The sequence below is a fragment of the Pantoea sp. RIT413 genome (genome assembly GCF_003057675.2).
In the GTDB taxonomy this organism is placed as follows: Bacteria; Pseudomonadota; Gammaproteobacteria; order Enterobacterales; family Enterobacteriaceae; genus Pantoea; species Pantoea eucrina.
The window spans coordinates 736,968-762,300 of record NZ_QBJB02000001.1; the positions used below are offsets into that span (position 1 = coordinate 736,968).

The following is a 25,333-nucleotide window of genomic DNA, read 5'->3' on the forward strand; positions in this document are numbered from 1 at the left end:
TGCCCTGCACCGGTTCCGTGGTACAGGGTTACAGCAATTCTGTCACCGAAAGATTATACACCCAGTTTCTGCCGGGCGTAATCAAGCGCCTGCTCAATCACCTGCTCAATCGACATGCTGGTTGAATCCAGCACCAGAGCATCAGCGGCAGGCACTAAAGGGGCGATAGCGCGATTACGATCGCGGTCGTCGCGTTCCTTTATCTCGGATAAAAGGCGCTCAAAGTTAACATCAATGCCGCTTTTCTGCAACTGCAGCATACGTCGCTGAGCACGTTCTTCCGGGCTGGCATCAAGGAAAATCTTCACTGGCGCATCGGGGAAAACCACCGTGCCCATATCACGCCCGTCGGCAATCAGGCCAGGTTCTTCACGGAAAGCGCGCTGGCGACGCAGCAGCGCTTCGCGCACGCGCGGAAAGGCTGCAACGCGTGAGGCGGTGTTGCTTACCTCCTGCGTGCGGATCGCGCTGGTCACGTCCTCACCTTCCAGCACCACCTGCATCTCGCCGTCAGCCGAAAGAAAACGCACGTCAAGATGAGCGGCAATAGGTACCAGCGCCTCTTCAGATTCAATATCTACCTGGTGATGCAGCGCGGCGAGCGCCAGCACGCGGTAGATCGCGCCAGAATCGAGCAGGTGCCACTGCAATGACTCCGCCATCGCTTTGCATAATGTCCCTTTGCCTGCGCCGCTTGGGCCATCGATAGTAATTACCGGGGCGATTACCGTCATTGTTCTCTCCTGTTACAGCCTGCTTATTAACAGTCTCTTAGACTATCTGAATTGCGCAGTAGTATACGCTGCCTGCGGCCGGTTAGTTACCCCCGCACACCGACAGCGGTGACAGTTTGCGCTTTTTCAGATGAATTTCTGTGCAGAAAGACCAGCGGAGTACAAAGCGATCCGGCGCCAGCGCGCCGGATCGGGCTATCAGGAGGCGTGGCTGACTTTTGCCAGCTGCTGGAAATAGTCCGGAAACGTTTTGGCCGTGCAGCCGGGATCGAGAATTGTTACCGGCGTATCGGACAGCGCGACCAGCGAAAAGCACATCGCCATACGGTGATCGTTATAGGTGCCGATATCCGCATGCCGGAGCTGCGCAGGTGGTGTAATCCGGATAAAATCGTGGCCCTCTTCGACTTCTGCACCCACTTTACGCAGCTCAGTTGCCATCGCCGCCAGCCGATCGGTTTCTTTCACGCGCCAGTTGTAAATATTACGCATCAGCGTTGTGCCCTGCGCAAACAGCGCCGTCGTCGCGATAGTCATCGCAGCATCCGGAATGTGGTTCATATCCATGTCGATGGCGTTCAGTTCGCCACGCGTACAGGCGATATAGTCATCCCCCCACTCGATAACCGCACCCATGCTTTCCAGCACGTCAGCAAAGCGAATATCGCCCTGTACGCTGTTGCGGCCAATGCCGGTAACCCGAACGGTGCCGCCACGAATGGCTGCTGCGGCGAGAAAATAGGAGGCTGAAGAGGCGTCACCTTCCACCAGATAATCGCCCGGTGACTGGTACTGCTGCTGGCCTTTCACAATAAAGCGCTGATAATTCTGGTTTTCAACCTCTACGCCAAAGCAGCGCATCAGATGCAGCGTGATATCAATATACGGTTTAGAGACCAGCTCGCCTTTGATCGTGATACAGGTATCCTGCTGCGCCAGCGGTGCCGTCATCAGCAGCGCAGTCAGGAACTGGCTGGAGACGCTGCCGTCTACGCTGACGTCGCCACCACTGAATCCACCGTTCAGGCGCAGCGGTGGGTAATCACTCTGTTCCAGATAATCAATTCTGGCACCGCCCTGACGTAGCGCATCGACCAGGTGACCGATAGGACGCTCTTTCATGCGCGGCTCACCGGTTAATACCACGTCGTGATCGCCCAGGCAGAGTGCAGCAGCCAGTGGACGCATAGCGGTACCCGCGTTGCCGAGAAACAGCTCCAGCGGCTGTTGCGCATGAAGGGCGCCACCGTTGCCTGTGACTTCGCATACGGTGCGGTCAGGAGAAAGCGTGTAGCTGACGCCCAGCGCCTGCAGCGCAGTAAGCATGTGCTTTACATCATCGCTATCCAGCAGGTTAGTCAGACGCGTTGTGCCGTTAGCCAGCGCGGCCAGCAGCAGTGCACGGTTTGAAACGCTTTTTGAACCCGGCAGGTTGACCGTGCCGTCGATGCGGGCAATCGGTTGAAGAGTGAGGGAGTCCTGCATGTGAAACGAAATCTCCAAAAATACGAAACCCCGTCTGGTGACGGGGCCTGATACCAGACAAGCTGGCGTGAAACACAGATTAGCCGTGGCGACGCTCGAACTCTGTCATAAATTCAGTCAGCGCCTTAACGCCTTCCAGCGGCATGGCATTGTAGATAGACGCGCGCATACCGCCTACGACACGATGGCCCTTCAGCGCATGCAGGCCTGCTTTCAGCGACTCTTCCAGGAACAGTGCATCAAGTGAGGCATCCGCCAGCTGGAACGGCACATTCATACGCGAGCGGTTTGCGCTGGCAACCTCATTACGATAAAAACTGCTGTTATCAATGGTGCCATAGAGCAGTTCAGCCTTTGCCTGATTCAGCTTATCCATCTCACCAATACCGCCCTGCTCCTTCAGCCATTTAAAGACCAGACCAGAAAGATACCAGGCGAAGGTGGGCGGCGTGTTAAACATTGAGTCGTTTTCTGCCAGCACGCTGTAGTCAAGAATGGAAGGAACATGGCGCTGTGCTTTGCCCAGTAGATCCTCACGTACCACCACCAGCGTCAGTCCTGCCGGACCAATATTTTTCTGCGCACCGGCATAAATTACGCCATAGCGGCTGACGTCGATCGGCCGGGAAAGAATGGTAGAAGAGAGATCGGCAACCACAATTTTGTCGCCAAAATCGGGCTCTTCATCAATCGCCAGACCATCAATGGTTTCGTTAGGGCAGAAATGCACGTAAGCAGCACTGTCGCTCAGCTGCCAGTCGCGCATCGGCAGCAGCGCGCGCTTGCCGTCCAGCGTGGTTTTGATGTCGATCGCGTTTGGCGTGCAATATTTTTCTGCTTCTTTAATTGCACTGTGTGCCCAGTAGCCGCCATCGATATAATCAGCAGTGGTCGCTTCACCCAGCAGGTTACCCGGGACAGCCGCAAACTGCGCGCGGGCGCCACCGTGACAGAATAAAACTTTGTAGTTGGCCGGGATTTTAAGCAGATCGCGAAAATCCTGTTCCGCCGCTTCCGCCACGGCCATAAACTCTTTACTGCGGTGGCTAATCTCCATCACTGACGTGCCTAAACCATGCCAGTTGGTCAGCTCCTGCTCTGCGCGACGAAGTACTTCCACCGGCAGCATTGCCGGGCCGGAGCTAAAATTGTAAACCTGCGTCATGTCCCCTCACCACTCTCAGCTTGAACGGTTATGAATCTCTCCCCGGTTTTATCATTGCCTCCGGGCGGCTGCAATCATTTATCCGGTCGCGATCACATTTCTGGCGCCCGCTCCGCCGCAGCTTATATTACAAATGTAACGCACTGCGGGATATTGTGAGGCGGGCTGCACCAGGCCTGCGCGGCAGCGGCCCGCTGCTGTCCGTACCGGCGTCATGCAGAGAGAAAATGCCGGCGATGATAGCGCCACTGCGGTAAAACCCGTATTATTGCGCGCTTTACGCCCACCTTATCGACTTGAGAGAGCGCCACTATGACGCAAACGTTTATTCCAGGAAAAGATGCTGCGCTGGAAGACTCCATCGCCCGTTTCCAGCAGAAGCTGCAGGATCTGGGTTTTAATATTGAAGAGGCTTCATGGCTGAATCCGGTTCCGCACGTCTGGTCCGTACATATTCGCGATCGCGATTGCCCGCTCTGCTTTACCAATGGCAAGGGCGCGAGTAAAAAAGCGGCGCTGGCTTCCGCGCTGGGTGAATATTTTGAGCGTCTCTCAACCAACTACTTTTTCGCAGACTTCTGGCTGGGCAAATCCATCGCGAATGGCGATTTTGTTCACTATCCCAATGAGAAGTGGTTTCCTCTGCCGGCTGATGAAAGCCTGCCTGAAGGCATTCTTGATGCGCGCCTGCGTAAGTTCTACGATCCGGACGACAGCCTGAGCGCCGCTGATTTAATCGATCTGCAGTCCGGTAATACAGAGCGCGGCATTTGCGGCCTGCCGTTTACGCGCCAGTCCGATCAGCAGACTGTTTATATCCCGATGAACATTATCGGCAACCTCTATGTCTCCAACGGCATGTCCGCAGGCAATACCGCTAATGAAGCGCGCGTACAGGGGCTGTCTGAGGTTTTTGAGCGTCATATTAAAAACCGTATTATCGCTGAATCTATCAGCCTGCCGGAAATTCCGGCTGAGGTGATGCAGCGTTATCCTGATGTCATTGAAGCTATCGGACGCCTGGAAGCGGAAGGCTTTCCTATCTTCGCTTATGACGCCTCTCTGGGTGGCAACTATCCGGTTATCTGCGTGGTGCTGTTCAATCCGGCCAATGGCACCTGCTTCGCCTCATTTGGTGCCCATCCTGACTTTGGCGTGGCGCTGGAGCGTACCGTTACCGAACTTCTGCAGGGTCGGGGTCTCAAGGATCTCGATGTCTTCACGCCACCGACTTTTGACGATGAAGAAGTGGCTGAACATGCCAACCTGGAGACGCACTTTATCGATTCCAGCGGTCTGATCTCCTGGGATATGTTTAAAGATGAGGCAGACTATCCATTTGTGGACTGGAGCTTTGCCGGCACGACCCAGGAGGAGTTCGCTACGCTGATGGCGATCTTCGCTGCGGAAGATAAAGAAGTCTATATCGCAGATTACGAACATCTGGACGTGTATGCCTGCCGCATTATCGTACCGGGCATGTCTGATATCTATCCGGCTGAAGATCTGCTGCTGGCGAATAACAACATGGGTGCTTCACTGCGCGAAACCCTGCTGGCGCTGCCGGCCAGTGAGTGGCAGCCTGAGGAGTATCTGGCACTCATTGAACAGCTGGATGAAGAGGGTCATGACGACTTTACCCGCGTGCGTGAGCTGCTGGGCCTTGCCACCGGTAAAGATAATGGCTGGTACACGCTGCGTATTGGCGAGCTGAAAGCGATGCTGGCGCTGGCGGGAGGCGATCTCGATCAGGCGCTGATCTGGACGGAGTGGACCATGGAGTTCAACCAGTCTATTTTCAGCGCGGAGCGTGCTAATTACTACCGCTGTCTGCAGACGCTGCTGCTGCTGGCTATGGAAGACGAGCGTGAACCGGTGCAGTATCATCGTGCGTTTGTCCGCATGTATGGTCAGGCGACAGTTGATGCCGCATCCGCTGCGCTGAGCGGTGAAGCGCCGTTTTATGGTCTGCAGGCCATTGATGAAGATCTCCATGCGCTGCCTGCCCATCAGGCGCTGCTGGCCGCCTATGAAAAACTGCAGGCGGCAAAACGTCGCTACTGGTCCGCTGCATAACCGCTGCGCCAGGTGGTTTGATGACTCATCTGAAACCGGTATGGCCAGGCGGTCATACCGGTTTTTTTAACCGTATGAAATGCTGATTAAAATAATAATGTAAAGTTTAAAATTATTTTTTTATAATATATTCATTAGTTTAAATGATTTTAACGCTGCATTCCTTCTCCTCTTCCGCTCAAAGATGATCCATATCAATTCCGCTGCTCACCCGCTTTGTTAGCATCTCCTCAGACCTGTTACGGAGAGCGTAAGCGTGAAAGCTGACAACCCCTTTAATGCTTTACTGCCTGCGGCAATGGCTAAAGTTGCTGAAGAAGCGGGTGTCTATAAAGCGACTAAACATCCCCTGACAACCTTTTTTCTTGCCATTACCGCCGGCGTCTTTATCTCAATCGCATTTGTGTTCTATATCACTGCAACCACCGGCAGCGCGCCGCTGCCCTGGGGCATAGCCAGGCTGATCGGGGGCATCTGCTTTTCACTGGGTCTGATGCTGGTAGTGGTATGCGGGGCCGATCTTTTTACCTCAACGGTGCTCATCGTCGTGGCTAAAGCCAGCGGGCGTATCAGCTGGCTGCAGCTGGCCCGTCACTGGCTCAATGTCTACATCGGTAATCTGTGCGGCGCGCTCTTTTTCGTCATGCTGATCTGGCTGGCGGGTGAGCATATGGTTGCCGGGGGTGCCTGGGGTCTTAATCTGCTGCAAACCGCCGATCACAAGATGCATCACAGTTTTATACAGGCCGTTGCGCTGGGTACGCTGGCCAATCTGCTGGTCTGCCTGGCCGTCTGGATGAGCTATTCCGGCCGCAGCCTGACTGACAAGATGATTGCCATGATTCTGCCGGTGGCGATGTTTGTTGGCAGCGGCTTCGAGCACAGCATCGCCAACATGTTTCTGATCCCGATGGCCATCCTGATCCGCGATTTTGCCGCACCGGAATTCTGGCAGCTCACCGGCGCCACTGCCGCTCAGTTTCCGGCACTCAATCTCAGCGACTTCGTTTTCAACAATCTGATCCCGGTTACGCTCGGCAATATTATTGGCGGTGGTGTGCTGGTTGGATTGACTTACTGGGTTATTTATCTGCGCGGCTCCGCGCCGGCAGCGTGATTGCGGCCGGGGGCAGCGATGCGTCCGGCAAGAAAGTCTCCTTACATAAGGCAGGTATATCATGTCCGAACTGAATGAAAAAATGGCAGCAGCCTGGAAAGGATTTAAGGCCGGCGAGTGGAAAACCCGCGTCAACGTACGCGACTTTATCCAGCTGAACTATACGCCGTATGAAGGCGATGAAGCATTTCTCGCGGGTGCCACCCCCGCCACAACGGCACTGTGGAACCGCGTGCTGGAAGGGATCAAAATTGAAAACCGCACGCATGCACCGGTGGACTTTGATACCGATCTGGCTTCAACCATTACCTCGCACGACGCAGGTTATATCGATAAATCTCTGGAAACCATCGTTGGGCTGCAGACTGAAGCACCGCTGAAACGCGCCATTATTCCCTTTGGCGGCATCAAAATGGTGGAAGGCTCTTGTAAGGTCTACGGTCGCGAACTCGATCCGGCGCTGAAAAAAATCTTTACGGATTACCGTAAAACCCATAACCAGGGGGTATTTGATGTCTATACGCCCGATATTCTGCGCTGCCGTAAATCAGGCGTCCTGACCGGCCTGCCTGACGCCTACGGCCGTGGTCGTATCATCGGCGATTACCGTCGCGTTGCGCTCTACGGCATTGACTATCTGATGCAGGACAAAGTGGCGCAGTTCACATCGCTGCAGCACGATATGGAAAACGGCGTGGATCTGGAAGCCACTATTCGCCTGCGCGAGGAGATCGCTGAACAGCATCGCGCGCTGGGCCAGATCAAAGCGATGGCGGCAAAATATGGTTGTGATATCTCGCTGCCGGCTACCACCGCACAGGAAGCGGTACAGTGGACCTACTTTGGTTATCTGGCGGCAGTAAAATCGCAAAACGGTGCCGCCATGTCGTTTGGCCGCGTGTCTACTTTCCTCGATATCTATATTGAACGTGATATGCAGGCTGGCAGGCTCACCGAAGAGCAGGCGCAGGAGTTGATTGACCATCTGGTCATGAAGCTGCGCATGGTGCGTTTCCTGCGCACGCCGGAATATGATGAGCTCTTCTCAGGCGACCCTATCTGGGCGACCGAATCACTCGCCGGTATGGGCGTTGACGGGCGCACCCTGGTGACCAAAAATACGTTCCGCTTCCTGAATACGCTGTACACCATGGGTCCCTCCCCTGAACCCAACATGACCATTCTCTGGTCCGAGAAGCTGCCGCTCAACTTTAAGAAATATGCGGCTAAAGTCTCCATCGATACCTCGTCGCTGCAGTATGAAAATGACGATCTGATGCGTCCTGACTTTGATAATGACGACTACGCTATCGCCTGCTGCGTCAGCCCGATGATTGTCGGCAAGCAGATGCAGTTCTTTGGCGCACGCGCCAACCTGGCTAAAACGCTGCTGTACGCTATCAATGGCGGGGTTGATGAAAAACTCAAAATGCAGGTCGGACCGAAAGAAGCGCCGATTACTGATGAAGTACTCGACTTTGACACGGTCATGGCGCGTATGGATCACTTTATGGACTGGCTGGCGAAGCAATATGTCACCGCGCTGAACATTATCCACTTCATGCATGATAAATACAGCTATGAAGCTGCGCTGATGGCGCTGCACGATCGCGACGTTTATCGCACCATGGCGTGTGGTATTGCCGGGCTATCAGTGGCAGCGGACTCCCTCTCCGCCATCAAATATGCACGGGTAAAACCGGTGCGTGATGCGGATGGGCTGGCCACCGACTTTGAGATTGAGGGCGACTATCCGCAATTTGGTAATAACGACCCGCGCGTAGACGATCTGGCCTGCGACCTGGTAGAGCGGTTTATGAAGAAAATTCAGCAGCTGCAAACCTATCGTAATGCCGTGCCGACCCAGTCCGTGCTGACCATTACCTCAAATGTGGTATACGGTAAAAAAACCGGTAATACCCCGGATGGCCGCCGCGCCGGTGCGCCGTTTGGTCCGGGGGCTAACCCGATGCACGGACGCGATCAAAAAGGTGCCGTGGCCTCGCTGACCTCGGTGGCTAAACTGCCATTTGCCTATGCAAAAGATGGTATCTCCTACACCTTCTCTATCGTGCCCAACGCGCTCGGCAAAAATGATGAGGTACGAAAATCAAACCTGGCGGGCCTGATGGATGGCTATTTCCATCATGAAGCGGCGCTGGAAGGCGGTCAGCATCTGAATGTTAACGTCATGAATCGCGATATGCTGCTGGACGCAATGGCGCATCCGGAAAATTATCCGCAGCTCACCATACGCGTTTCAGGTTATGCGGTACGGTTTAACTCGCTGACCCGGGAGCAGCAGCAGGATGTGATCACCCGGACCTTCACTGCCTCACTCTGATGATAAACAGGGCTCCCTGACAGGAGCCCTGCTTCAGAGTCCGTTTTGCCAGCGTGCTGACGCGGGAACGCTGGCAAAACGGACTTCCCTGCTGAGCACAACAGAGATTGTGCTGCCTGAAACAGGCCAAACCGGAGAACCATCGCTATGTCTGCTGTCGGTCGCATTCACTCTATTGAATCCTGCGGGACCGTTGACGGTCCTGGCATCCGTTTTATCACCTTTTTTCAGGGCTGCCTGATGCGCTGCCTCTACTGCCATAATCGCGATACCTGGGATACTCACGCGGGTAAAACAGCGACGGTTGAAGAGCTGATGCGGGATGTGATCGCCTGTCGCCATTATATGAACGCGTCAGGCGGTGGTGTGACCGCCTCCGGCGGAGAAGCGATCCTGCAGGCTGAATTTGTGCGCGACTGGTTCCGCGCCTGTAAGCAGGCGGGCATTCACACCTGCCTTGATACCAACGGCTTTGTGCGGCGCTACGATCCGGTAATCGATGAGCTGCTGGAGGTCACCGACTTAGTGATGCTCGATCTGAAACAGATTAACGATGAGATCCATGAAATTCTGGTCGGCGTTTCCAATCACCGCACGCTCGATTTTGCCCGCTACCTGCAGAAGAAAAACAAACGCACCTGGATCCGCTACGTGGTTGTGCCGGGCTATTCAGATGATGACGACTCTGCACACCGCCTCGGCAGGTTTACCGCTGACATGCAGAATGTGGAAAAAATAGAGCTGCTTCCCTATCACGAGCTGGGCAAGCATAAATGGGAGGCTATGGGGGAAACGTACCAGCTGGCTGGCGTCAGGCCACCAGCCAGAGAGACGATGGAGCGGATTAAAGCGATTCTGGCAGGCTACGGGCACAGCGTGATGTACTAAGACCCGCGCGCGCGACCTGCTCTCTGATATTTACACCTGTCAGGCGTGCGCCACCGGCGTCGCATGATGATCGGCTTTGCGCAGCAGCATGACCAGATAGACCAGTGCCACCGCAGCGATCATCACAAACAGCAGCTGGTCAGAGTAACGCTGCATTAGCATTGAAGTCATTGCCGGCCCCACCAGGCTGCCCACGGTATAGCTGAACAGCAGCGCCTGATTCATCGCCACCAGCTCATGGTGCGCAACGGTTTCACAGGCCCATGACATGGCAACCGGATAGAGCGTAAAGCCTGCCAGCCCCAGCACAAACAGCGCCGGCGCCATCGCCGTATCGCCCAGCATCGCCACGGCGCCGAGGATCACGACAAACACCTGCACGCGCAGGACCATCAGGCGTCCAAAGCGATCGGCCAGACGCCCGACGGGCCACTGTCCGATAATACCGGAGCTCACCAGCAGCGCCATCCAGTAGCCTACTGAGGCGTCACTCATACCGCGATGCGACAGATAGAGCGGCATCAGTCCATAGAGCGAGCCCAGCACAATGCCGGAGATGATGCAGCCATTGATGCCCAGACGTGAACTGCGGCGGCGCAGCATGCTCCAGATACGCGTAGTGGACGCCTCTTCGCTCTCTCCGGCCGTGCTCACCTGCACAAAAAGCAGTGGCAGCATAGCGCAGACAATCAGTGCCGTGACCCAGGGGATCACGTGCAGCAGTTCAGTGGACACGCTGCTGACCAGCAGCTGCCCGGCTACCGTACCGAGATAATAGACAATCATATAGGCAGCCAGCAGCTGACCGCGGTTACGCACCGTACCGCTGCAGAGCAGAGCGCTTTCAACCACTACCCAGATCAGCGCGCAGCCCACGCCGGCGCTGAAGCGCAGCAGCGTCCAGCTGGAGAAGCCTTCCAGCAGCACCATTCCCATCGTCGACAGGGCAAACAGCACGCTGGCGAAATAGAAGCAGCGATTAAAGCCGTAGCGCGCAATCAGCCAGCCAGCCAGCAGCGTACCCGCCAGATTCCCGGTGTAATAGGCGGAACTCGCCATCCCTACCTGCCAGGTAGGCAGCTGCTCATGGGCAAGCCAGAGCGGCACCAGCGTATTAAGCACAGCGATAGAAACCGTCATCAGCATTAAGCCGCAGAGCAGCAGCAGGACGGGGCGCGACCAGGTAAGCATAAGGATAAAACCAATGGAAAGAAGCGAGAATTGCGCGCAGTTTGCCACTGGAAAATGGAAAGTCAACGAACAGAAAAACAGCACCGCACAATTTGCTGCTGAACAATTTATTTTTTTTATCTTCAGGAGGTTAGAAGCATCATCGCCAGAGCAGAATTAAAATCTATCGCTATGAATTTACAGATTTTTAGCGCTTAACCGCTGCTTCTCTTCGATAACGTTTATTTGTGATAGCTTTGCCGCAAAATCGGATTGCTGCGCACGGCATCGCCCATAAAAAAACCCGGCCAGAGCCGGGTTCTTTTAATCAGCGGACAATCAGCCGATATACTCCAGACCGCCCATATAAGGACGCAGTACGTCCGGTATGGCAATGCGGCCATCTGCCTGCTGATAGTTTTCCAGAACCGCGACCAGCGTACGCCCCACCGCCAGACCCGATCCGTTCAGCGTGTGCAGCAGACGCGGCTTTTTATCGCTCTTGCTGCGGCAGCGTGCCTGCATACGACGCGCCTGGAAATCCCACATGTTGGAGCAGGAAGAGATTTCACGATAGGTATCCTGCGCCGGCAGCCAGACTTCGAGATCGTAGGTTTTAACCGCGCCAAAGCCCATATCGCCGGTGCAGAGCAGCACTTTACGGTATGGCAGATTAAGCAGCTGCAGCACTTTCTCCGCATGACCGGTCAGCGCTTCCAGCGCATCCATAGAGGTTTCCGGCGCCACAATCTGCACCATTTCCACTTTATCAAACTGATGCATACGGATCAGCCCGCGCGTGTCGCGGCCGTATGAACCCGCTTCAGAGCGGAAACAGGGCGTGTGTGCGGTCAGCCTGATCGGCAAACTCTCTTCTTCAACGATTTCATCACGCACCAGGTTGGTCAGCGGCACTTCCGCGGTAGGGATCAGCGCATAGTTGCTGCTACCCGCTTCTTCACCCAGCGGTTTGGTGTGAAACAGATCTTCGCCAAATTTTGGCAGCTGCCCGGTGCCATACAGCGTATCGTGGTTAACCAGATACGGCACATAGGTTTCCAGGTAGCCATGTTCCTGCGTGTGCAGATCGATCATAAACTGGCTCAGAGCGCGATGCAGACGCGCAATCTGGCCCTGCATGACGATAAAGCGAGAGCCGGTCAGTTTAACAGCGGCGGCAAAATCGAGCCCCCTGACAGATTCACCCAGCTCTACGTGATCTTTTACCGGGAAATCAAACTGGCGCGGCTCGCCCCAGCGGCTGATTTCCAGATTCTCACTGTCATCTTTACCCAGAGGAACGTCATCAGCTGGCAGATTGGGCAGCGCCAGCGCAAAATCGCGGATCTCATTTTGCAGCACATCCAGTTCCGCTTTTGCCGCATCCAGACGTTCACCCAGCGTATTCACTTCCTGACGCAGCGGCTCGATATCTTCCCCACGGGCTTTTGCCTGGCCGATGGATTTGGATCGGGCATTACGCTCAGCCTGCAGATTTTCGGTTTCGACCTGCAGTACTTTGCGGCGCTCTTCTAAGGAGCGCAGCGTATCCACATCCAGTTTAAATCCCCGGCGTGCCAGTTTTTCTGCGACTGCGTCTGGCTCGTTACGCAGCAGATTGGGATCGAGCATGCTTATCCTGTGTAATAAAAGGTTGATTGAAAAATGAGGGGTTGCATCCCACTGGAATGCAATGAATTCCTTACTCACCTTACCGTAACGCGTTTATCAGCGGTAGCGTTTTATCGGGCTATTTTCATCCTGCTCAGCCAGCCAGGCGAGTTTTTCACCGATCTTTCCTTCCAGTCCGCGCGGCACAGGATGGTAATAGCGGACATCGCGCATTTCCGGCGGGAAAAAGACTTCGCCGGCCGCATAGGCGTTGGGTTCATCATGCGCATAGCGATAGCTTTTACCCAGCCCCATCTCTTTCATCAGCTTTGTCGGCGCATTACGCAGATGATCCGGCACATCGTAATCAGGATGCTCGCGCGCATCGCGCAGCGCCGCTTTGAAAGCCGTGTACACTGCGTTGCTTTTCGGCGCACATGCCAGATAGACAATCGCCTGCGCAATCGCACGCTCGCCTTCTGCCGGCCCGACGCGCGTAAAGCAGTCCCAGGCTGAAATGGCTACCTGCATGGCGCGCGGATCGGCATTTCCGACATCTTCCGAGGCGATAGCCAGCAGACGCCGTGCGACATAGAGCGGATCCCCGCCGGCGGTAATAATCCGGGCGTACCAGTAGAGCGCCGCGTCGGGCGCAGAGCCGCGCACCGATTTGTGCAGCGCCGAGATGAGATCGTAAAAGCGATCGCCCTGGTTATCAAAGCGCGCCGCACGCTCGCCAGCCACTTCGGTCAGCAGCTGCGGCGTCAGCTCCCGCTTGCCCTGCGCGCTGACATCTGCCATATCCGTCATCATTTCCAGCGTATTCAGCGCACGGCGCGCGTCACCGCTTACCAGTTCGGCAATCATCCGGCGCGTGGCGTCAGGCAGCACGATATCACTGTCACCATAGCCGCGAGTGCTGTCTTCCATCGCCTGCGTCAGCACCTGCTCAATCTCCTCTGTCGTCAGTGATTTGAGCAGATAGACGCGCGCACGCGACAGCAGCGCAGAGTTGAGTTCAAACGAAGGGTTTTCCGTGGTAGCACCGATAAATGTGATGGTGCCATCTTCAATATGTGGCAGAAAGGCATCCTGCTGGCTTTTATTGAAGCGATGGACCTCATCCACAAACAGGATAGTGCGGCGGCCGGCGTGGCGGTTTTGCCGGGCGCGCTCAATTGCCTCACGAATATCTTTTACGCCTGACGTGACCGCTGAGATGCGTTCCACATCAGCATTACCGTAGTGCGCGATGATCTCTGCCAGCGTGGTCTTGCCGGTGCCCGGCGGTCCCCACAGAATCATCGAGTGCAGCTGCCCGGCTTCAATCGCCCGCGGCAGCGGTTTGCCAGGGGCCAGCAGATGCTGCTGGCCGATATACTCCTGAAGCGTCGTAGGCCGCATTCTGGCGGCCAGCGGTTTAAACGCATTTGAAGGGGCAAAATCCAGAGAGAGATTACTCAACTCAACCTCACTGACGCTGGTCGTCTACCGTTACCCCTTTTGGTGGCGTAAAGGTAAATTTATCGGGACTGATAGCACCATTTTTCTGGCTCTTCAGCTGGTAGCTGCTGCGCTGGCCATCCTGCTCAACCGCGCTGAACTGATTGATAGTGCCCGATGACGATACGTTGATGGTGAACTGTTTCAGGTTGCCGTCGCTGTTTTTTGGCGTCAGCTCAAAGCTGTCACCCTGCTGTTTGATGTTGTACTGCTTCCAGTCGCTGGGCTGATTGCGGGCAATAAGCATAAATGGCGTATTGCTGGTGGCATTCTGCAGCAGGCTCACGCTGGCCTGTTCAACAAACGGATTGTAGAACCACAGGTTTTTACCGTCGGAGACAATAACGCTCTCATCCGGCGCCGTCATGTGCCAGTTAAACAGGCTGGGACGCTTAACCCACAGCTCGCCTTCACCATCCTGCACATTGGCACCGCTGCCGTCGGTGACTTTCTGGCTAAAGCTGGCATGGAAACTGTTTACTTTGTTCAGGCGCTGCTGCAGGTCGCCGGAGGCATCCGCCAGCGCTGATGCTGAAACAAAACCGGCCAGCAGGCCACAGGCAATAACGCGTAATTTCATCTGATTCGATTCCTTATTCACTGTTCCTGATACTCACTGCTATTAAACGTAGTTGCCGTATTGTCTCTTCGACAGAAGAAAAAGCCGAAAGGTCCCAAAGATATGGGGATTGCGCAACAGATAAACAATGGGCCAGTTGTTAACTGGCCCATCAGGAAAGTTGTGCTGTCAGCCGGCGTTACATTTCATGTGGCGGCGGCGAAAGCACCTCGCGGTTACCGTTATGGCCCGGCTCAGAAACAATCCCCTGCGCTTCCATCTGCTCAATGATACGTGCCGCACGGTTATAGCCGATACGGAACTGACGCTGCACACCAGAGATAGAGGCGCGACGTTTCTCAACCACAAAGGAGACGGCCTGATCGAATAGCGGATCGAGCTCTTCATCACCATCCATCCCGCCTGCGCCGCCTTCGCTCTCCTCGCCCGCGGTGATGCTGTCGATATACTGCGGGCGTCCGCGCGCTTTCCAGTCCTGCACGACAGCATGAACTTCCTGATCGCGCACGAATGCGCCGTGCACGCGTACCGGCATTGAGGAGTTAGGTGGCATATAGAGCATATCACCCATTCCCAGCAGCGATTCTGCGCCGCCCTGATCGAGGATGGTACGCGAGTCAATCTTACTTGATACCGTAAAAGCGATACGCGTAGGAATGTTGGCTTTAATCAGACCGGTAATCACGTCAACCGACGGACGCTGGGTTGCCAGCACCAGGTGAATACCGGCAGCACGCGCTTTCTGCGCCAGACGCGCTATCAGCTCTTCTACCTTTTTACCCACCGCCATCATCAGGTCGGCAAACTCATCCACCAGCACAACGATATAGGGCAGCTTCTCGAGTACGGGCGGCGTCATGTCCATGCTGTCACCCGGCTTCCAGAACGGATCGGGAATCGGACGGCCCATCGCCGCAGCCTGCTCAATTTTTTCGTTATAACCGGCGAGGTTACGTACGCCCAGCGCAGACATCAGTTTGTAGCGACGCTCCATCTCCACCACGCTCCAGCGCAGCGCGTTAGCAGCGTCTTTCATGTCGGTGACCACCTCGGTAAGCAGGTGCGGGATCCCTTCATAAACTGACAGCTCAAGCATTTTCGGGTCGATCATGATAAAGCGCACCTCTTCCGGGGTCGCTTTATAGAGCATACTGATAATCATGGTGTTAACGCCAACCGACTTACCGGAACCGGTGGTACCGGCAACCAGCAGGTGTGGCATTTTTGCCAGATCGGCGACAACAGGCTGTCCGGATATATCTTTACCCAGCACCACTGACAAAGGAGAAGGATTATCGCGGAACTTATCGCAATCCAGCACTTCACGCAGATAGACCGTCTGACGATGTTTGTTCGGCAGCTCAAGTCCAACGTAAGGTTTACCGGGGATCACCTCTACCACACGCACTGCCACGGCTGACAGTGAACGCGCCAGATCGCGGGAAAGGTTTGAGATCCTCGCCGCTTTAACGCCCGGCGCCAGATCGAGCTCAAAGCGGGTGATCACCGGACCCGGAGAGATCCCTACCACTTCCGCTTTTACCCGGTAGTCAGCCAGACGCGCTTCTACCAGGCGCGCCGTCTGTTCCAGAGCAAACATATCCACCGGCTCTTCTTCTTCCGGAGGAGCCGTCAGCAGCTCAAGTACCGGAAGCGGCGTGGAAGGTTTTTCCAGCGGTCGTTCATGACGCACCAGGAAAGGGTGAAACAGACTATCCTGCGCCGGTACGGCCGGTGCTGCGGCAGGCTCTGCTGCCGGTGCAGCTGGCTGCTGCCACTCTACGGCTGGTTCGGCTGCCGGTGCGGCTGGCTGCTGCCACTGCGCGGCTGGTGCTGCTGCCGGTGCGGCTGGTTCGGCTGCCGGTGCGGCTGGCTGCTGCCACTGCGCGGCTGGTTCGGCTGCCGGTGCAGCTGACTGCTGCCACTGCGCTTCAGGCTCCGGCGTTGCCGCAATAGTAAACAGCGGTTCACTCGGCGTATCATCAACCAGATCTTTCATCGGCGAGAAGTCAAAAGCAGCCGAGGTATCCAGATTAAACACCGGCGCTTTTTCTTCCTGCGGTGCGCTGTAACGCTGCTGCTGCTGCGCCGCAAACTGGCTCGCCAGCTGCGCCTGATGCTGCGCCTCCTGATCGTCCTCTTCAGTATGCGACTCCCAGCTTTCACCATAGCGCTGCTGCTGCTGTGACTGAAATGCATCACGCAGCTGCGCTTCCTGAAGCGTAGCCTCTTCCTCATACTGTGGCTGATGCAGCGTGGCGCTCACGTCGGGCTGTTGCTGCTCTGCTTCTTCGCGCGCTTTCTCCTCTGCCATACGCTGTGAAGGCAGTTTGATGCCATAAGAGGCGAGTTCACGTCGGGTCGGCAGTTTAACTTTGTTAGGTCGCGGCAGCTCCGGACCAATCCCCTGTTTTACCTGCGGGTTACGATCGCGCTCAGGCACAATGTCAAAAACAGGCGACAGCGACTCTTCCGCACGCTGTACGGCCGCGGTGGCAGCACCTGTGGCCGCGGCGGCCGTGAATGCAGGGGCGGCAGCAGAGAAGCGATCGGCACTTTGCCAGTCGCCCATGCGCGGGCCATCTTCATCCGGTGCAGCAGGCGACGCGACAGGCTCTGCCGGCAGTTCAAAATGATAAAGCGGTGGCGTCTGCGGTGCTGGCGTGGCGGTCACAACCGGTTGAGATGTGACCGGTTGCGGCACGGCAGCCTGCGTAACTGCTGGCTCCGCCGTCGGTGCAGGTTCTGCTACGGCAGCCGAAGCGGGCGGTGCCTGACGGGCAGCTTCACTGACCGCAGAAAGCGCCGCAGCGGTTGCGCTGGACGCTTTAGCCAGCAGCGGTTCGCTGGCCAGCTCAGCAGAGAGTGCAGGCGCAGACGCAGGCGCTCGCGGCGCAGCCAGCAAAACATCCTCTTCGTCAGCAGCCTGAGACGCCACAACCGGGCGCAATGGGATATTCGCTTCCTCTTCATACTCATCCTCTTCCCAGCGATCGTCATGACGAGAGCGGTTGCTGGCAAAAGTCAGCACGCCCATCACTACGCTCCCGATTTTTTCAGCGATAGCGAGCCATGACCAGCCGGTATAGAGCGTGATGCCTGCGGCCCAGATACAGAGCAGCGTCAGCGTGCCGGTTGCACCATGCAGCCACGGCGCCATGGCATTGCTGACCAGACTGCCAATCACCCCGCCTGAGGCAAAGTACCAGATATCATCCACGTTCAGCGCAGCCAGTCCGCAGGTGGTCACCACCAGTGCCAGCACGCCTATCAGGCGCAATCCAACGGCAAAATAGTCGATATAATCCTGCCGATCGCGCTGACGGAAAGTGATCCAGCACAGCCCCAGGATAACGGGTGGAATGGCATAGGCCATCACGCCAAAGATAAACAGCAAAGTATCTGCCAGCCAGGCACCTGGACTACCCCCGATATTGTGGATAGGTTCATGCCATGCGGTCTGGGACCAGCTGGGATCGGAAGGGTTAAAACTGACCAGTGACACCATCAGATAGATGGCGAACAAGGCTACAAGGATGAGCAACGCCTCGAGCAGACGACGTCCACTGCTCAGCGGTTGTAACGAAACATCTTTATCTTCTGTGTATTCCTGGCTCAAGAGAACTCTCCAGGTGCCTGTAAAATAAGAAGGCAACAGCGCCGGAAGAGCCCGACGCTGGTCCTGTATGAATTCACAGGAGTGTACCTAAATCCTGCACGCTTTGCACCTTCCCTGCGTTAGCGGGTTTTAATGACCAGCCGGTTACTCTGTTTCACCTCTTCCATCACGACATAGGTGCGGGTGTCGTTTACGCCTGGCAGGCGCAGCAAGGTTTCTCCCAGCAGTTTACGATAGGCAGACATATCAGGCACGCGGGTTTTCAGCAGATAGTCAAAGTCACCGGAAACGAGGTGACACTCTTGAGTTTCCTCAAGTTTTTGCACTGCGGCGTTAAATTGCTCAAACACGTCAGGGGCACCGCGATTCAGAGTAATCTCAACAAATACCAGCAGGGATGCATCAAGGTAGTGCGGGTTAAGCTGAGCGGTGTAGCCGAGGATAAAGCCCTGTCGCTCCAGGCGGCGAACACGCTCAAGGCATGGCGTTGGCGAAAGGCCTACGCGCTTGGAAAGCTCAACATTGGAGATACGGCCATCTTTTTGCAGTTCATTCAGGATATTTCTGTCGATACGATCCAGATCTTTTCCGGGGCGCTTTTTATTGTCTACCATTATTATTGTCTCTCTTAATTCCTTCCCTATGCCTGCCACAACCCTGAAAAATGCGTATTCCAGAGCCTTACTGAATTGAAGACCATAAGCCTGTGCAGTCGCGCACCATCCGTATGACGCATGCTGTCTGTCCACATCATGCGTCATTACCAATGTCAGGCTGAGATTTTCTGACGCCACCGCGCAAAACAGCAATCAATTACCGTTCTGAACCGCCAGAGACTCTCTGCTTCTTCCAATGTTTTCGCAAATGCGCAGGCGATTGTCAAAGTAAAACATCTAAATTCAGTACAAGATGCCAGATACCGTGCTGGAGCCCTGTTTTTAAATGATATTTTCAGGGCGGTGATGCCTTTTATTTACTCAGAATGCACTCTTTTAGCGCAACGCTGCAGCAAAGATGCGTTTCATCGTCTACGCCGCTTGCAGCAATTGCTAACAAAATGGTGCAAAGCTTTTTTTGCTGTCCTAATTTCCCTACAATCAAAATCACTGTTGTCAGAAACACACTGAGGAATGCATGAGTACGGCCAAACACAGCAAACTGCTTATCCTGGGCTCAGGCCCAGCCGGTTATACCGCTGCAGTTTATGCGGCACGCGCTAACCTGAATCCGGTTCTGATTACCGGTCTGGAAAAGGGCGGCCAGCTTACGACGACCACCGAAGTTGAAAACTGGCCAGGCGACCCGCATGACCTGACCGGGCCGTCGCTGATGGAGCGTATGCATGCGCATGCCGAAAAATTCAACACTGAAATCCTGTTCGATCATATTCATACCGTTGACCTGCAGCAGCGCCCTTTCCGCCTGACCGGCGACAGCGGCGAATATACGGCGGACGCCCTGATTATTGCGACGGGTGCATCTGCACGCTATCTGGGTCTGCCTTCTGAAGAGGCATTTAAGGGCCGTGGCGTCTCTGCCTGTGCGACCTGCGACGGTTTTTTCTATCGCAACCAGAAAGTTGCGGTGATCGGCGGAGGCAATACTGCTGTTGAAGAGGCGCTGTACCTTGCCAACATCGCGTCTGAGGTGCACCTGATTCACCGCCGCGACACCTTCCGCGCAGAGAAAATTCTGATCGACCGGCTGATGGAGAAAGTGCGCAGCGGCAACATTGTGCTGCATACGCACCGCACGCTGGAAGAAGTGACCGGTGACCAGATGGGTGTGACCGGCGTGAAGCTGCTGGCAACTAACGGTGAGCCTGCAGAATCGCTTGAGGTCGCAGGCCTGTTTGTCGCCATCGGCCACAGTCCAAACACCGCCATTTTTGAGGGCCAGCTGGCGCTGGAAAATGGCTACATTAAGGTGCAGTCCGGCCTGCACGGTAACGCCACGCAGACCAGTATTCCGGGCGTCTTTGCCGCAGGCGATGTGATGGATCACACTTATCGTCAGGCGATTACCTCTGCCGGTACCGGCTGTATGGCAGCGCTGGATGCAGAGCGCTATCTGGATGGGCTGGTTAAAACCGATCGGTAACGTGTTAATAACCTGATCATAATCAAAGTGAGGCGACCTGTTCAGGTCGCCTTTTTTATGTACCGCGTGCTAAAGTGCTGCCGACCGCAATAACCGGATACTTTATCGGGTTTTCGCCCTGTTTCAGAAGAGCAGACGACAGTATGAATAAATCACGGCAAAAGCGCCTGCTGGGCTGGTTACGGCAGCAGCGGGCCTCCGGCGCTACCGCCCTGCGGCTGGCTGCGCTATGCGGCTTTGCCTCCGCACTCGTTCTTATCGCCCAGGCGTGGCTGATGGCTACGCTACTGCAGCAGCTGGTTGTCTCCGATTGGCCCCGCTCGTCGCTGGTCACTCAGTTTCTGCTGTTGCTGTTCTGTTTTCTGTTGCGTGCCAGCTTTAACTATGGCCGGGAGATGGCAGGCTTCCGCGCCGGTCTCGCCATCCGGCGGGCGCTGCGGCGCCAGCTGCTTGATCGCATCGATGCGCTCGGACCGGCCTGGATACAGGGCAGACCTGCCGGCAGCTGGTCAACGCTGCTGCTTGAGCAGATTGAACAGCTGCAGGAATATTATGCGCGTTATCTGCCACAGATGACGCTGGCGGTTGCTATTCCCTGCGCAATTTTGCTAGCTGTGTTTCCCGTTAACTGGGCTGCAGGGCTGATCCTGCTGGTCACCGCTCCGCTGATCCCGCTATTTATGGCGCTGGTGGGCATGGGCGCAGCGGACGCCAGCCGGCGTAACTTTCTCGCGCTATCGCGCCTGAGCGGCGATTTTTACGATCGTCTGCGCGGACGCGACACGCTGCGGCTGTTTCACCGTGCAGCGGCTGAGAAGCAGGCTATTGCCGCCAGCACCGATAGCTTTCGGCAGCGGACAATGGACGTGCTGCGCCTCGCTTTTCTCTCCTCGGCGGTGCTGGAATTTTTCGCCTCGCTGGCGATTGCCGTTGTCGCCGTCTATTTTGGTTTTTCTTACCTTGGCGAATTTAATTTTGGTCATTATGGTACTGGCGTAACGCTGTTTGCCGGCTTTCTTGCGCTAATCCTTGCGCCGGAGTTTTTCCAGCCGCTGCGCGATCTGGGTACCTTTTATCACGCCAAAGCGCAGGCGGCAGGCGCAGCAGATGCGCTGGAAACGTTTCTGCAGGCGACACCGGATGCCCGGCCACAGGGGCCAGTTCGCCCGTGGTGTGACGAGGCTCCTCTGACGCTGACCGCAGAGGATCTGGTGGTAATGAGTCCTGGCGGCCACGCGCTGACGCAGCCGCTTAACTTTACCCTGCGCGCAGGCTGCCGGGTCGCGCTGTTCGGTGAAAGCGGCGCAGGCAAAACCGTGCTGATGAACGCGCTGCTCGGTTTTCTGCCCTGGCAGGGCGTGCTGCGGGCCAATGGCGTGGATCTGCGCCATATCGATCGTGCAGAGTGGCAGCGGCAGCTTGCCTGGGTGGGACAGAATCCGCAGCTGCCTGCACAAACGCTGCGCGATAACCTGATGCCGGATCGACCCGTTGAGGAGAGCAGACTGCAGGCTGTATTAGCCCAGGCTGGCGTAAGCGCATTTCTGACGAGCCTGCCGCTGGGGCTGGATACGCCGACTGGCGAGGATGGTGTCGGGCTTTCTGTTGGTCAGGCTCAGCGGATTGCGGTTGCCCGTGCGCTGCTGAAGCCGGCAAAACTGCTGCTGCTGGATGAACCGGGTTCAGGTCTGGACAGCACCAGCGAATATCACGTCATGCAGGCGCTTAACCAGGCGGCACGGCAGCAGACAACGTTAATGATTACGCACCAGCTGCACGATCTGGCGCAGTGGGATGAAGTGTGGGTCATGCAGCAGGGTGCGCTGGTACAGCAGGGAAGCTGGCAGCAGCTCAGCAGGCAGCCCGGGCTGCTGCAGGAGATGATACGGCAACGTCAGCAGGAGGTTTCACTGTGCGCTCAATAATGCCTTTTCTGCGTCTGTTCCGGCAGCACCCCTGGCGCCTGGGATTGGGGATCGCGCTGGCTATCCTCACCCTGCTTGCCAGTGTGAGCCTGCTTACGCTCTCGGGCTGGTTTCTGGCTGCCTCCTCGCTGGCAGGGCTGGCCGGGCTCTACGCCTTCAACTATATGCTGCCGGCGGCAGGCGTGCGCGGTGCCGCGATTATACGCACCGCCGCGCGTTATTTTGAGCGTCTTGTCAGTCATGACGCCACTTTCCGGGTGCTGCAGCATCTGCGTGTCTACACCTTCAGCCGCCTGATGGCGCTGGCACCTGAGCAGCTATCGCGCTTTCGTCATGGCGAGCTGCTGAATCGTTTTGTCAGCGATGTCGATACGCTCGATCATCTCTACCTGCGTATTATTTCGCCCCTGGCCGGTGCGGCAGTGGTCATTATCGTCGTAACCTGCAGTCTCTCTCTGCTCAGCCTGCCTCTGGCGCTGCTCTTAGGCGGCAGCATGCTGCTGACCCTGCTGCTGCTGCCCGCCCTCTTCTGTTATTTTGGTCAGGCTTCCGGCGCGCGTATCGCCCGCTCTCAGGCGAGCTGGCGGCTGCAGCTTGCTGGCTGGCTCATGGCTCAGGCTGAGCTAAAAATCTATGGTGCAGCGACGGCCTGGCGTCAGCGGCTGGACAGCACAGAGCAGCAGTGGCAGCGCGCGCAGCAACAGCAGCATCACCTGCAGGCGTTTGCGCAGAGCCTGCTGCTGCTGATAGCCGGTCTGACCGTAACGCTGTTGCTGTGGGTGTCAGCTGCTTCTGTCGGGGGCGCAGCGATTGCGCTGTTTCTGTTCTGTGGCCTCGCGGCGTTTGAAGCGCTGGCACCGGTTGCCGGCGCTTTTCTGCCGCTGGCGCAGGTCAGCAGCGCCGCACGGCGCGTGCAGGAGATTATCGATCAGCCGCCTGCCATCCATTTTCCGCCAGCCATGCCGAATACGGCGCCGGGTATCAGCCTCACGCTGGATAACGTTTCATTTAGCTATCCGCAGCGCCCGGAGCCGGTATTAGCGCATTTTTCACTGCAGCTGCGACAAGGCGAACGTATCGCTCTGCTCGGCCCGACCGGCTGCGGTAAATCGAGCCTGCTGGCGCTTATCACCCGCAGCCGGGAAGCCACTGCGGGAAGTATTCAGCTTAATGATACTCCGCTCTCACAGTGGGATGAGACCAGCCTGCGGCAGCGTATCAGCGTGGTGACGCAGCGCGTGCATCTTTTCAGCCAGACGCTGCGGGACAACCTCTTACTGGCGCGCCCCACGGCCAGCGACAGTGAGCTGACAGCCGCTCTGACACAGGTCGGGCTCGGCTTTCTGGCTGAACAGCCTGGCGGACTGGATAGCTGGATGGGTGAAGGCGGCAGACCCCTTTCCGGCGGCGAACTGCGGCGGCTGGCCATCGCCCGCGCCCTGCTGCACAACGGCGATCTCTGGCTGCTGGATGAACCCACTGAAGGGCTGGACGCCACGACCGAGCAGCACATTCTGCAATTACTGCTGCGGGTCAGCAAGGGTAAGACGCTGATTATGGTGACACATCGCCTGCAGGGTCTGGAGAAGATGGATCGCATCTGCGTCATGGATCAGGGCGCCATTGTGGAATCAGGTTCTCATGACGTATTAATCTCAAAAGCGGGTCGCTACTGGCGTTTCCGTCAGCGCTTTGCGTTATAGTCTGGAGATGACGCTTCTGAGTAGCTGATGCCATGAGACTGGTACAACTTTCACGTGATTCACTGCACTTCCCGCCGCCGGAAATGGCGCTGCGCGAACCAAACGGTTTGCTGGCGATGGGCGGCGATCTCTCGCCTGCACGTCTGATTAACGCCTACCAGCACGGTATTTTTCCCTGGTTTTCGCCCGGCGATCCGATTCTCTGGTGGTCGCCCGATCCGCGGGCCGTGCTGATGCCAGACGCCTTTCATCTCAGCCGGAGCATGGCGCGTTTTCACCGTCGCTCTCCCTATCGCGTGACCATGAACCACGCCTTTGCACAGGTACTTGAAGGCTGCGCGACCGGACGTCAGGAGGGAACCTGGATCACCTTTGAGGTCAAACGCGCCTGGCTGCGCCTGTATGAACTGGGGCATGCGCACTCTGTTGAAGTGTGGCATGAAAACAGCCTGGTCGGGGGTATGTACGGTCTGGCGCTCGGCCAGATGTTCTGCGGAGAATCGATGTTCAGCCGGCAGGAAAACGCTTCAAAAACCGCGCTGTGGGTATTTTCGCAGCACTTCCGGGCTCATCAGGGCAGGCTTATCGATTGTCAGGTGCTTAATCCCCATACGGCATCGCTCGGCGCAACGGAAATTCCGCGCGCTGACTATCTGCAGGAGCTAAAAAAGCTGGCGTGGCAGCCGGTTGCTGAAGGATGCTGGCAGACGCAGACCCTTTTTTAGCCCTCTCCGCAGATGTTTTGCACACAAATCCACATAAAAGTGATACAATAAGCGAGTTTGGTATGTCGTCCGCGCTTCGCTGTGGCGAGCCGGAATTGCCAGGCTGGGAATCTCACCTGTTTCCTGAAACTGTTTCATCCACCCCAGCCGGGCCGGTTGCTGCAGATTCTTAGCCCGCTAATCCCCCGCAGACGTCAACAACACCCGAATTTATCCGTACTGCACGCGCGACAGCGCGACGCACGGCGAAGCGTTGGCAAAAACAGCCAACGTTTCTTTACATAAATCATGGAATTCGGCATTATCTTGCCGGTTCAACAGTTTGGTAGTTCACCCAGAGGATTCGATGGCCAAAGAAGACAATATTGAAATGCAGGGTACCGTACTGGATACGTTACCTAACACCATGTTCCGCGTAGAGCTTGAAAACGGGCACGTGGTTACCGCTCATATCTCCGGTAAAATGCGCAAAAACTATATCCGCATCCTGACGGGTGACAAAGTCACTGTAGAGTTGACCCCGTACGACCTGAGCAAAGGCCGCATTGTCTTCCGCAGTCGCTAAGCTGCTGCACACGTCGCGGGCTG

General features: G+C 56.3%; 19 protein-coding genes. 10 read left to right on the forward strand and 9 right to left on the reverse strand.

The window, feature by feature from the left end; all coding sequences use genetic code 11:
* Nucleotides 1–53 precede the first annotated feature (53 nt).
* From cmk to serC, 3 genes are all read right to left on the reverse strand, one after another.
* Complete coding sequence (gene cmk / locus DBY66_RS03450; RefSeq protein WP_071668700.1) at nucleotides 54–734, reverse strand: (d)CMP kinase; 681 nt, start codon at nucleotides 732–734, stop codon at nucleotides 54–56.
* A 198-nt stretch (nucleotides 735–932) separates the two neighbouring features.
* Nucleotides 933–2,219, reverse strand: a complete 1,287-nt coding sequence (aroA, locus tag DBY66_RS03455; RefSeq protein WP_094111481.1) for a 3-phosphoshikimate 1-carboxyvinyltransferase — start codon at nucleotides 2,217–2,219, stop codon at nucleotides 933–935.
* 79 nt (nucleotides 2,220–2,298) lie between these two features.
* A complete protein-coding gene (gene serC, locus DBY66_RS03460; protein WP_039383552.1) occupies nucleotides 2,299–3,384 on the reverse strand; it encodes a 3-phosphoserine/phosphohydroxythreonine transaminase in 1,086 nt (361 codons plus the stop codon).
* Between the two features lie 312 nt (nucleotides 3,385–3,696).
* Between serC and ycaO the strand changes: the two genes are divergently transcribed.
* From ycaO to pflA, 4 genes are all read left to right on the forward strand, one after another.
* The gene (ycaO, locus tag DBY66_RS03465) at nucleotides 3,697–5,460 is read left to right on the forward strand and encodes a 30S ribosomal protein S12 methylthiotransferase accessory factor YcaO (protein WP_108569201.1); all 1,764 of its coding nucleotides are present in this window, start codon (nucleotides 3,697–3,699) and stop codon (nucleotides 5,458–5,460) included.
* 256 nt (nucleotides 5,461–5,716) lie between these two features.
* Nucleotides 5,717–6,577, forward strand: a complete 861-nt coding sequence (gene focA, locus DBY66_RS03470; RefSeq protein ID WP_039383550.1) for a formate transporter FocA — start codon at nucleotides 5,717–5,719, stop codon at nucleotides 6,575–6,577.
* 61 nt (nucleotides 6,578–6,638) lie between these two features.
* Entirely contained in the window at nucleotides 6,639–8,921 is a 2,283-nt protein-coding gene (pflB, locus tag DBY66_RS03475) for a formate C-acetyltransferase (protein ID WP_108569200.1), read from the forward strand.
* Between the two features lie 147 nt (nucleotides 8,922–9,068).
* On the forward strand, nucleotides 9,069–9,809 hold the full coding sequence (gene pflA / locus DBY66_RS03480) for a pyruvate formate lyase 1-activating protein (protein WP_039383546.1): 741 nt from the start codon (nucleotides 9,069–9,071) through the stop codon (nucleotides 9,807–9,809).
* A 39-nt stretch (nucleotides 9,810–9,848) separates the two neighbouring features.
* Here the strand turns inward: pflA and DBY66_RS03485 are convergent, their stop codons facing one another.
* On the reverse strand, nucleotides 9,849–11,000 hold the full coding sequence (locus DBY66_RS03485; protein ID WP_108569199.1) for an MFS transporter: 1,152 nt from the start codon (nucleotides 10,998–11,000) through the stop codon (nucleotides 9,849–9,851).
* A gap of 13 nt (nucleotides 11,001–11,013) precedes the next feature.
* Here DBY66_RS03485 and DBY66_RS17845 point away from each other — a divergent pair, with 13 nt between their 5' ends.
* Nucleotides 11,014–11,160, forward strand: coding sequence for a hypothetical protein (locus tag DBY66_RS17845; protein ID WP_158249855.1), 147 nt, complete (start codon nucleotides 11,014–11,016; stop codon nucleotides 11,158–11,160).
* Nucleotides 11,161–11,318: 158 nt separating this feature from the next.
* Here DBY66_RS17845 and serS read toward each other — a convergent pair whose 3' ends face one another.
* The 5 genes from serS to lrp all read right to left on the reverse strand — a co-directional run bounded on the left by serS (nucleotide 11,319) and on the right by lrp (nucleotide 18,906).
* Entirely contained in the window at nucleotides 11,319–12,611 is a 1,293-nt protein-coding gene (gene serS / locus DBY66_RS03490) for a serine--tRNA ligase (RefSeq protein WP_039383543.1), read from the reverse strand.
* A 96-nt stretch (nucleotides 12,612–12,707) separates the two neighbouring features.
* A complete protein-coding gene (locus tag DBY66_RS03495) occupies nucleotides 12,708–14,054 on the reverse strand; it encodes a replication-associated recombination protein A (RefSeq protein WP_108569198.1) in 1,347 nt (448 codons plus the stop codon).
* Nucleotides 14,055–14,061: 7 nt separating this feature from the next.
* Nucleotides 14,062–14,673: an outer membrane lipoprotein chaperone LolA gene (gene lolA, locus DBY66_RS03500; protein ID WP_039383538.1), complete on the reverse strand. Its 612-nt coding sequence runs from the start codon at nucleotides 14,671–14,673 to the stop codon at nucleotides 14,062–14,064.
* Nucleotides 14,674–14,851: 178 nt separating this feature from the next.
* Nucleotides 14,852–18,292, reverse strand: coding sequence for a DNA translocase FtsK 4TM domain-containing protein (locus DBY66_RS03505; protein ID WP_108569197.1), 3,441 nt, complete (start codon nucleotides 18,290–18,292; stop codon nucleotides 14,852–14,854).
* 119 nt (nucleotides 18,293–18,411) lie between these two features.
* On the reverse strand, nucleotides 18,412–18,906 hold the full coding sequence (lrp, locus tag DBY66_RS03510) for a leucine-responsive transcriptional regulator Lrp (protein WP_006118610.1): 495 nt from the start codon (nucleotides 18,904–18,906) through the stop codon (nucleotides 18,412–18,414).
* A 520-nt stretch (nucleotides 18,907–19,426) separates the two neighbouring features.
* Between lrp and trxB the strand changes: the two genes are divergently transcribed.
* From trxB to infA, 5 genes are all read left to right on the forward strand, one after another.
* Nucleotides 19,427–20,392, forward strand: coding sequence for a thioredoxin-disulfide reductase (trxB, locus tag DBY66_RS03515; RefSeq protein ID WP_071668681.1), 966 nt, complete (start codon nucleotides 19,427–19,429; stop codon nucleotides 20,390–20,392).
* A gap of 143 nt (nucleotides 20,393–20,535) precedes the next feature.
* On the forward strand, nucleotides 20,536–22,317 hold the full coding sequence (cydD, locus tag DBY66_RS03520) for a cysteine/glutathione ABC transporter permease/ATP-binding protein CydD (RefSeq protein ID WP_108569196.1): 1,782 nt from the start codon (nucleotides 20,536–20,538) through the stop codon (nucleotides 22,315–22,317).
* Nucleotides 22,305–24,020 (forward strand): cysteine/glutathione ABC transporter ATP-binding protein/permease CydC, encoded by a 1,716-nt coding sequence (gene cydC / locus DBY66_RS03525; protein WP_108569195.1) that lies wholly within the window; start codon nucleotides 22,305–22,307, stop codon nucleotides 24,018–24,020. The genes cydD and cydC overlap by 13 nt, the downstream gene beginning before the upstream one ends.
* Before the next feature lie 32 nt (nucleotides 24,021–24,052).
* The gene (gene aat, locus DBY66_RS03530; RefSeq protein WP_104084718.1) at nucleotides 24,053–24,745 is read left to right on the forward strand and encodes a leucyl/phenylalanyl-tRNA--protein transferase; all 693 of its coding nucleotides are present in this window, start codon (nucleotides 24,053–24,055) and stop codon (nucleotides 24,743–24,745) included.
* 346 nt (nucleotides 24,746–25,091) lie between these two features.
* The gene (gene infA, locus DBY66_RS03535) at nucleotides 25,092–25,310 is read left to right on the forward strand and encodes a translation initiation factor IF-1 (RefSeq protein ID WP_002211347.1); all 219 of its coding nucleotides are present in this window, start codon (nucleotides 25,092–25,094) and stop codon (nucleotides 25,308–25,310) included.
* Nucleotides 25,311–25,333 lie beyond the last annotated feature (23 nt).